Origin of the sequence: Pseudomonas sp. PsB (assembly GCF_043658375.1) — a bacterium.
In the GTDB taxonomy this organism is placed as follows: Bacteria; Pseudomonadota; Gammaproteobacteria; order Pseudomonadales; family Pseudomonadaceae; genus Aquipseudomonas; species Aquipseudomonas putida_Z.
Genome location: NZ_JBIGLU010000091.1, coordinates 1 through 947, shown reverse-complemented (window position 1 = coordinate 947; position 947 = coordinate 1). Strand labels below are relative to the sequence as shown.

Annotated in this window: 2 protein-coding genes; one reads left to right on the top strand and one right to left on the bottom strand. The window is 58.1% G+C overall.

All coding sequences use genetic code 11. The features are described from left to right. Positions 1–242: MerR family transcriptional regulator (locus ACGLHT_RS29985; protein WP_394520768.1), on the bottom strand; the 242-nt coding region annotated here is incomplete at its 3' end. A 92-nt stretch (positions 243–334) separates the two neighbouring features. On the opposite strand from ACGLHT_RS29985, the gene merB reads away from it, so the two are divergent. Beyond that, positions 335–880, top strand: a complete 546-nt coding sequence (gene merB, locus ACGLHT_RS29980; protein ID WP_011005942.1) for an organomercurial lyase — start codon at positions 335–337, stop codon at positions 878–880. The last annotated feature ends 67 nt before the right edge of the window (positions 881–947 follow it).

The following is a 947-nucleotide window of genomic DNA, read 5'->3' as shown; positions in this document are numbered from 1 at the left end:
TGGGTGCCATCCTCCAGCCGCAGCAGCTCGGCGATCTCATCCAGGCTGAAGCCCAGCCGCTGGGCTGATTTCACGAACCGCACGCGCGCCACATCGGCGTCACCGTAACGGCGGATGCCGCCATAGGGCTTCTCCGGCTCAGGCAGCAAGCCCTTGCGTTGGTAGAACCGGATGGTTTCCACATTGACCCCGGCCGCCTTGGCGAATACGCCGATAGTCAGATTCTCCAAATTGTTTTCCATATCGTTTGACTCCGTACATGACTACGGAAATAAGCTTAAGCCATTTGGAATACGTTTGCCATTGCTCTTTTCTAAGTCGAGGAACCATGAATATGAATATATCGACCGAATCGCGACTGGAACTCAAAGCGGCGGTGACGCGTGCGCAGCAGAAGCTGGCGGACGAGTTTCCGTTGCAGGCACGGATCGAAGACGCGCATCCCACGCTGCAGTCGACCTATGCCAGGATTCTCGGTCATTGGATACGCGAAGCAGCACCGCCCGCAGCGGGGATTGGGTCGCAGGCGGTGCTCGACGCGCTGTGCGCGATGGATGCCATCGTCATCGGCGAGCAAGGCATCGGCTGCTATCCCTTCAGCGCTCGCCAGACTGAAATCCACGTTCATTTCGCCGGCAAGAGTGTCCATGCCATGTGCGCGATCGATGCGCTCGCGATTCCACGCATGGTGCGGCACGCCGCGCGCATCATAGCTCGGTGCGTGGTTTGCCGCTGCCACCTCGCCTGCTCGCTGGCGGCGAACGGCAGTGTCGAGAAGGAACATCAGAATCCGGAGGCCGCACGCGTCGTCTGGGAATCCGGTGCGGGAGAAGGACAAGCATGCTGCAACAGCTTATGCGCCAATATCAATTTTGGGTAAGCGGATTAAATGGTTGATCTTACCTTTGCATGAGAGTGAGACAGACCGGCATCTCATCGGATTATCT

Coding starts and splice junctions, on each gene's coding strand:
- merB (WP_011005942.1), top strand. CDS start 335: ATGAATATATCGACCGAATCGCGACTGGAACTCAAAGCGGCGGTGACG.